This window comes from Micromonospora sp. NPDC092111, assembly GCF_044755745.1.
Lineage (GTDB): Bacteria > Actinomycetota > Actinomycetes > Mycobacteriales > Micromonosporaceae > Micromonospora.
This window is the reverse complement of the sequence record NZ_JBIVRQ010000039.1, coordinates 1-8,212: the sequence shown is the minus strand read 5'-3', so window position 1 is coordinate 8,212 and position 8,212 is coordinate 1. Positions and strand designations below refer to the sequence as shown.

Below are 8,212 nucleotides of genomic sequence, written 5' to 3'. Positions count from 1 at the left end.
ACAACGAAGGCCACGTCACCCTCGACGAAAAAACCACCATCACCAACAACGACCCCACCAACTGCGCCGGCACCGTCAAAGACTGCTTCAACTGACCGACGGTCAGCGAACGGATCCCGCGCAGACGACCGGCCCCCTGCCACTGGCGTGGCAGGGGGCCGGATCGTCGTGGGGTCAGCGCTGCACGAACACCGCCACGCTGCGCGCCGGCACGGTGAAGGTGCCGCCCGCCCGGTCGAACGAGGCCGTCCGCAGCGCCGGATCGGCCGAGTTCGCCAGCACCGGGTGCAGGGCCACGTCGGCCCCGCGCAGCCCGGTCAGCGTCTGCTTCGCCGTCGCCGGGGTGGCGTTGAAGACCACGGTCACCGACTTCCACCTGCCGTCCAGCCCCCGGGCGTCGAGGGTCATGGTGAGCACCCCCGGGGTCTCCCGCTCACCCGAGAGCGGGAAGGCGACCCGCTTCTGCACCTGGTCGGCGGTGTCCAGCCCGAATACCGGCGAGGACGCCCGGACGCGCAGCAGCTCGGCGTACCGGGCGTCGGCCAGGTCGATCGCCGCGCAGTCCGGCACCAGCTTCGGGTCGGCCAGCAGCGGCTGGGCGTACGACCACTTGTCCCGGTTGTCCGGTGCCGGGGGGAGACCCGCGCCGAAGCCGTTGCCCTGGGCGCAGTCCCAGCGGATCTGGTTGAACCAGTCACCGGAGTTGTACGAGTTGCGGTCCAGCGACTTGGAGCGCAGCCGCTCGGAGCCGCTGGCCACGAACCCGGTCCCCTGACCGAGGGCCGTGGTGGCCAGGGCCAGTACCTGCATCCGGGCCCGGTCGGCCGCCGAGGTGCCCGGCGGCAGCTTGTACGCCAGCGCGTCGTACAGGATCTCGTTGTCGTGCGCGTCGACGTAGGTGACCGCCTCGCCCGGCGCGGCGGTGTAGCCGGCGGGTGCGCCGTTGTAGTCCACCTGCGCCCCGGTGACCTGCCGGCCGGCGGAGTCGGTGAACCGGTAGCCGCGCAGGTTGCCGGTCAACCCCACCTTGATCAGGTCCTGGTAGTGCAGCAGCCGCGCCCGCTGCTCGGCGGCCGTGCCGTTCACCTCGTCGCCGTTGGGGTCGGTGTAGAGGCCGGAGGCGAAGCCCTGGACGCGCGGATTGCCGTCGAAGGGGCCGCCACCACGCACCGCGTCGCGGAGCCGGTCGTTGAAGGTGCCGATCCCGGTGCCGGCCATGTTGGCCTGGGTGGCCTGGACGAACCGGGCGTCGTCGGCGACCTCGCCGAAGTTCCAGCCCTCGCCGTAGAGCAGGATCCTCCTGCCGTCCACGCCGTCGCGGGCCAGGGTCAGCCGGTCCAGCGCGGCGCGTACGGCCAGGATGTTCGCCTTCGGGTGGTGACCCATCAGGTCGAACCGGAAGCCGTCCACCTTGTACTGCTTCGCCCAGACGACCAGCGAGTCCACCACCAGCTTGCCCATCATGGCGTGCTCGGGGGCGGTGTTGGCGCAGCAGGTCGAGTTGGCGACGCTGCCGTCGTCCAACAGCCGGTGGTAGTAGCCCGGCACCACCTGGTCGAGGACCGACTTCGGGTCGGTGCCGGCGGCCGAGGTGTGGTTGTAGACCACGTCCATGACCACCCGCAGGCCGGCGCCGTTGACCCCGGCGACGAGCCGTCGGAACTCGGTGGTCCGCTGCGCCCCGTTCGGGTCGACCGCGTAGCCGCCCTCCGGCACGGTGTAGTGCAGCGGGTCGTACCCCCAGTTGTAGCCGTCGGTGTCGGCGACCTTGGCGACGCACGCCTGCTGCTGGTCGGCGTCCGGCGGCAGCGTGGCCAGGTCGCAGTCGGGCTGCTGCTGGTCGGCCCGCCGCTCGGGAATGGTGGCGAAGTCGAACGCCGGCAGCAGGTGCAGGTAGTTGACCCCGGCGTCGCCGAGCGCCCGCAGGTGCTTCATCCCGGCCGTGTTCGGGTCGGTGAAGGCGAGGTAGGTGCCCCGCCGTTCGGCCGGCACGGTGGTGTCGGCGATCGAGAAGTCCCGCACCGACAGCTCGGACACCTGCGCCTTCCACGCGGGCGCGGCGGGCGGCTTGCGCAGCCCGGTCCAGCCGGCCGGGGTGAGCGCCGGGTCGGACAGGTCGACGATCTGGCTGTGCGTCGAGTCCGGCGCGAGCGCCACCGAGTAGGGGTCGGTGACCGAGGCGGTGACCATCCGCTGGGCGGCCGGCTGCCACGCCTCGACCTGGTACCGGTAGAACTTCCCGGTCCAGTCGCGGCTGCCGCGCACCGACCAGACGCCGGTCCGGTCGTCGCGGCTCATCGGCACCGGCCGCGGCTGCGCCGACGGCGTGTCGAAGAGCTGGAGCGACACCGTGCGGGCGGTGGGCGCCCAGACCGCGAGGGTGGGCACCCGGCCGGCGAACGTGGTGCCGAGCGTCGCGTCGGTGGCGGACCGGTAGACGTCGTCGAGCACGCCCGGGATCTGCACCCCGGTCGCCCCGAGCAGGGCGCCCCCGGCGTCCCGCTCGGTCACCACGAGCTGCCCGCGCAGCGCCGCCGGCACCTCGGCCAGGTCGGCCCGGTCCAGGTGGAACGCCTGGTACGACCACAGGTGCGGGAAGTCCGCGCGCTGGGCCTCGGTGAGCCCGTCGCGCCGCGCCCGCAGCGGCAACGTGCGGTACGTCCCGGACAGCTCGCCGTCGGCGACGGTCAGCCCACCGGCCGGCGCGACCACCAGGGCGTACGCCTTGCCGTCGGTCGGACCGGTCGACCAGGCGACGGTGGACCGGTCGATCCACTGCGCCCGCTGCCGGGTGATGTCGAGGTCCCTGGCCGGGCCGGCGGAGCTGGTCGGCAGCAGCCGGCCCGGCACCCCGGCGAGCAGCCACACCTCACGGCCCACGGCGGCGAAGTCGAGCCGCTGGTCGTCGGGCTGGTCCTTGGTGTCGCCGTGGTGGACGATGTAGTTGAGCCCGGTCGCGCCGGCCGCGAGCGGCACCCGGAAGACCGCGCCGAAGGCGTCGACCTTCGCCGGCTTGAGCGGGTTGGCCCAGTCGGTCGGGTTGGCCGCGCCGTCCCAGAGGTGCAGCCCCCAACCGGCGTAGTCGTTGTCGGCCTTGCGCCAGTGGATGATCGCGGTGCCCTCGTCGACGGCCGGGTCGGGCTCGCCGGTGGCGGCCTGCCGGGTCGGGTAGAGCGTCGGGTCGCCCTGTTTGACCCAGACCTCACCGGTCTGCGTCACGTCGACGGTGCGGTCGTTCGCGACGTCCTTGTTGCCGTTCTTGTCGACCACCAGGAAGCCGACCGACTTCGCGCCCGGCTTCAGCTTGACCCAGGCGAACCGGCCGTAGGAGTCCTCACCGGCGAACGGCTGCCCGTGGGGCCACTCGGTGACGTACGCCGGGTCGAGGTCGCCCCAGGCGTAGAGGCCCCAGTCGTCGTAGCCGCCGGCCGGGCGCTGGTAGTGCACCACCGCCCAGTCGCGGGACGCGCCCTGCGCCGGGGTGCCGACCAGGCCCGTCGACCGGGTGCTCGCGGTGCGTCCCCTGCCGTCGCGGACGACGGCCTTGTACTCGACCCTCGTGCCGCCGGCCAGGCCGGTCAGGTCGTGGTAGACGGTGTACGGCGCGGAGTGCGCGCTGCCCAGCAGGGTCCACTTCCCACCGGGGACCCGGGCGGCGAAGGTGACGGTGGCCAGCGGGTCACCGGTCACCTGGGCGGTGACGGCGGCCTTGGTGGCCACCGGCTCGGCACCCGGCTCGCTGAGGGTGATGCCCGGCCCGGCCGCGGCCTGCGGGACGGCCCGGCCGGCCTTGAGCACCACCGCCGACATGGCCGGCACGGTCACCCGCAGCGTGCCGTCGGCGCCCGCGGTCGGGGTGGCCGGGTCGCCGTGGATGCCGGTGAAGGTGGTGCCGGGCGACCAGGTGGCCACGGTGACCGGCTGCGCGGTCGCCGCGTTGTTCACCGCCACCACGTACTCGATGCGGTCGGCCGGGGAGATCCGGGAGAAGGCGAAGACGCCCGCGCCGTCGGCCGCGTACCGGGTGACCTGGACGCCGTCGCGCAGCCCGGCGTTCGCGGCCCGCAGCCTGCCCAGCTCGGCGATGGTGCGGTACAGCGGGTGGGTGGTGTCGTACTGGTCGCTGGCGTGGGTGCGGGTGGTGCCGATCAGGTCGTCGTCGAGGTAGTCCGCCGTCTGCGTGGCGAACATGTCCTGCCGGGCGTCCTTGTCCCCGCCGGGGCCGGTGAAGCCCTGCTCGTCGCCGGAGTAGACGACCGGCTGGCCCCGGGTGAGGAACATCAACTGGTGGGCGAGCTGGTCGCGCTTGAGCTGGCTGGCGTCGTCCCCGCCGGTGGCGGCGACGAAGGAGCCGATCCGGCCCATGTCGTGGTTGCCGAGGAAGGTGGTCAGCCGGTTGGCGTCGGTGTCCCGCGCGGCGTACAGCGGGTCCTTGGCGTACACCTCGGCGAGCGCCTTGGCCGAACCGCCGGCGGCGGTGTAGCCGCGCGCCGCCTCCTGGAAGGCGAAGTCGAGGGTGGCCGGCAGGCCACCGCGCCGCACATAGCTGGAGGTGATCTCCTGGTCGGCGCTGTAGACCTCGCCGAACATGAAGAAGTCCTTCTTGCCGGCCTGGTCGGCGGCCCGCTTGATGCCCTGGCTGAACTGCGGCCAGAAGTCGAGGTTGACGTGCTTGACGGTGTCCAGCCGGAAGCCGTCGACGTCGGTGCTGGCGATCCAGTCGCCGTACGCCTTGGTCAGCCCGCTGACCACCTCGGGACGCTCGGTCCACAGGTCGTCCAGGCCGAAGAAGTCGCCGTACTCGCTGTTCTCCCCGGCGAAGGTCGAGTCACCCCGGTTGTGGTACATGGTCGGGTCGTTCAGCCAGGCCGGCACCTTGACCGTGGCGTCGGCGGCGTTGGCGAAGGTGGGCGTGTACGGGCCCGCGTCCTTGTTCACCTTCGGGAAGTCCCGGGTGCCGTCGGCGTAGTTGCGGTCCTCGAACTCGCGCCCCTGCGCGTCGGTGTACGGCGCGTCCTTCTTCTCGACGTACGCGTACTTGTCCTCGGCGTACCTGATGACGTCGGCGGTGTGGTTGACGATGACGTCGAGGTAGACCTTGATGCCGCGCTGGTGCGCGAGCCTGACCAGCCGCTTCATCTCCTCGTTGGTGCCGAAGTGCGGGTCGACCTGGGTGAAGTCGGTGATCCAGTAGCCGTGGTAGCCGGCGGAGACGTCCGCGCCGGAGCCCTGGACGGGGCGGTTCTTGAAGATCGGGGCCAGCCAGATGGCCGTGGTGCCGAGGCCCTGGATGTAGTCAAGCTTGTCGATGACGCCCTTGAGGTCACCACCGTGGTAGAAGCCCTTGTCCTTCGGGTCGAGGCCGGTGCGGAGCCGGTCGCCGGTCAGGCCACCGGCGTCGTTGCGCCGGTCGCCGTTGGCGAACCGGTCCGGCAGCACGAAGTAGAACTGTTCGGCGCGGCCCTTGCCGTTGCCGGCGGAGAGCAGGGCCTCGGTCGAGGGCTCGGCGCCCCACTGGGCCGCGCCGGCCGCCGCGAGGGCGTCCACGGTGGACGGCCGCTCGGTGGCGTCGGCACCGAGTTGGTGGACGGCGACCGGAACGCCGACGAGAGCGAGGGTGAGGGTGGAGACCAGGGCGAGCAGCGCCTTGCGCGATATCGGCGGGGGTTTCATCGACGGCCTTCCTATGGTCGCTGATTCGCCCGCACGCTAGCCCTTGCCGAAACATTCTGCAATACCTTGCAAACCGAGTCGTAACAAAGCAGCCATCTTGCGAAAACCGGCCCCTCGTCACCTGTGGACACGGCGCTGGGGCGCCGCGATCCCGGGTGGCCCGGGGGCTGATGGCCGGTGCCGCGCTCACCGACCAGCCGCCGGGTCAGAGGCCGCCGCAGCCCGCGCGCTCGACCGTGCAGCTCGACGGGCGGGTGCCGCCGCCGGTGCGCAGCAGCACCTCACCGACGAACGCGTCACCGTAGTCGTCCAGCACCCGGTAGCGACCGCCGGCCGGCCCGGATCAGTCGCGCACCAGCAGCGCGTCCACCTGGAAGTAGACGCCGCCGCGCTTCACCGCCCAGACGGTGTAGCGGGCGCGGGGCAGGTCGGCGACGCTGAAGACGGTCTGCTGCGGCGTGTACCGCTCCGCCCGTGCGCTGACCCGCTGCCGCTTCACCGTCCGACCGTTCGAGTCGAACACCCACACGTCGGCGTCCCCGTAGTTGTGGTCCCGGGACGTGATGTAGTCCAGGCCCGTGCCGGTGAAGGTGAAGCGGAAGGAGTCACCGTCGCGAGTGGTCCAGTGCACGTCGTCGCGGTGGTCGCCGTACGGCCGGTGCTGGGAGACCGACCACCGTCCCCGGTAGTCGATGCCGGCGGCGTCGTCGTTGAGCAGCACCGTCGGCGCCGGGGTAGGCGAGTTGGCCGGCGGCGACACGAGCGGCGACACCGCGACCGGGCTGGTCGCGCTGGGCGTCCTCGCGGGCGGGGACAGCAGGGTGCCGGGCCGACCGTCGGCCTCCCGACGCGACCGGCTCGGCGTGGGGGTGGCCCGGGTGGGCGGGACCGACGCGGCGGCGGCCGACGCTCCGGGGACCACGATGGACTCGCTGCGCGCGCCGGGTCCGTGCTCGGCGTATCGGTCGTGCGTGAGGACCACGACGAGCACCTTGACCAGGAGGACGATCAGCACGACCACCCCGACCGACACCAGCATCCAGGGCAACACGGCGACCGCGTGGGGAACGCGGGACGTCCATCGCCTCCCACGCATCCCCGGCATGATCCTCCTCGGCCGAACCGTCGAGCGAGACTAGCGCCCGTAGGCGAACCTCACCGCGGCGGGATGGCCACCTCGATCTCCGTGCCGAGCCGCGCGTCGCCGGCCAGGTCGAGGTCGTCGCCGCTCCAGAACCGGCCCGGGTCGTACCAGTTCGGCCGGCGGCCGGCCGGCAGCAACCCCATCGCCTCGTAGGTCACCGCGACCACCTCGGCGCAGTACGCGGTCTCCAGGGCCCGGTCGCCGCCCGGCAGTGCGGTTTCCCGATCGTCGGCCGCCTGGCCGGCCCGGTCCCGCCACCCGGGCAGCGGCAGCCGCACGTGCGGAACCCGACCCCGGGCCCAGCGCCAGGCGAGTTGCGCGGTGGACGGGAAGGGCGTGCCGTCGAGCCGGGCCACGGTACGCAGCACCGCCTGCTCCATCGCGGCGTCGGCGGACGGTTCGAGCTGGCGCAGCCAGGCCCGCTGGCCGTACCGGTTGGCCCAGACGCAGACCGCGTCGCGCAGGTCGTGCAACTGCACCCCGCGCTGGTGGGTGCCGGTCCACATGTCCGGCAGCGACCGACCCAACTCGGCGTGCCACATCAGCGGCGGCAGGTCGTCCAGCACGACCGCCATTCCGACGTGGTTGACCGGGCTGTTGGTGGTGAACTGGATGGCCCGGTCCGGCACGCTGCGGCCACGGAACACCCAGACGTCACCGGTGCGGGTCAGGTCGACGGCCTCGTCCAGGCTGATGCTCATGAGCGTCTACCCTAGGCCGATGCGGCAACGGATGCGGTGGTGGAAGGTGCTCGGGCTGGCCGGTCTCGCGGGTGTCGCCGCGACCGGGGTGGTGGTCGCCCGCGCCGAGCGGCGGCGTCGCGCGTACACCCCGGAGGAGATCCGGGACCGGTTGCGCGAGCGGCACGCGCAGGCCGCGAAGCCCGGAAACGAGCCGGCCTGACCGGCACCGGGGCCCATCGGGCCGGCTGACCCGGGTACGCCGTCACCCGCATCCGGTCCGCCGACCGCCTCGATGTCCGGTTCGTCCCGATGTGCTGGCTGCCGGGCCGGGCGACGTGTCCCGTTCGCACCTGGCGTCCCGTGGCCGGGGCCACCCCCACGGCGGAATCGCGGCCGGGGTCGGGGCGTTGTACCTGGCATACCACCACCGCTCCCCCACCCGGGACGGCCCCGGAACACCGACCGTGGAATGCGGTCGCCACCGGGTTGGTTACACCCCCTCGGAACGCCGAGCAGGCCCCGCCGCCGGCACCCCGCACTCCGGTCCCCGATTACCGGGTCGACCGTCTTCTCCCGACTTTCCCCTTCCGCGGCACCGCCCACCCCACGGGCACCCTGCCGCACACCCCCGACCAGAGGAGCACGCCACCATGCGTACCGATCTGATCCGCAAGACCGTGCTGACCGCCGCCGGCCTCGCCACCACCACCGG

The 8,212-nt window shown here is 72.6% G+C and carries 4 protein-coding genes; 1 reads left to right on the top strand and 3 read right to left on the bottom strand.

Annotated features, from left to right (window positions below):
- Positions 1-174 precede the first annotated feature (174 nt).
- From pulA to ACIQG9_RS29760, 3 genes are all read right to left on the bottom strand, one after another.
- On the bottom strand, positions 175-5,673 hold the full coding sequence (gene pulA / locus ACIQG9_RS29770; protein ID WP_400408561.1) for a pullulanase-type alpha-1,6-glucosidase: 5,499 nt from the start codon (positions 5,671-5,673) through the stop codon (positions 175-177).
- A gap of 343 nt (positions 5,674-6,016) precedes the next feature.
- Positions 6,017-6,769 (bottom strand): hypothetical protein, encoded by a 753-nt coding sequence (locus ACIQG9_RS29765; protein ID WP_400408560.1) that lies wholly within the window; start codon positions 6,767-6,769, stop codon positions 6,017-6,019.
- Positions 6,770-6,828: 59 nt separating this feature from the next.
- On the bottom strand, positions 6,829-7,518 hold the full coding sequence (locus ACIQG9_RS29760) for a hypothetical protein (RefSeq protein WP_400408558.1): 690 nt from the start codon (positions 7,516-7,518) through the stop codon (positions 6,829-6,831).
- On the opposite strand from ACIQG9_RS29760, the gene ACIQG9_RS29755 reads away from it, so the two are divergent.
- Positions 7,517-7,720 (top strand): hypothetical protein, encoded by a 204-nt coding sequence (locus ACIQG9_RS29755; RefSeq protein WP_400408556.1) that lies wholly within the window; start codon positions 7,517-7,519, stop codon positions 7,718-7,720. The genes ACIQG9_RS29760 and ACIQG9_RS29755 overlap by 2 nt on opposite strands.
- The last annotated feature ends 492 nt before the right edge of the window (positions 7,721-8,212 follow it).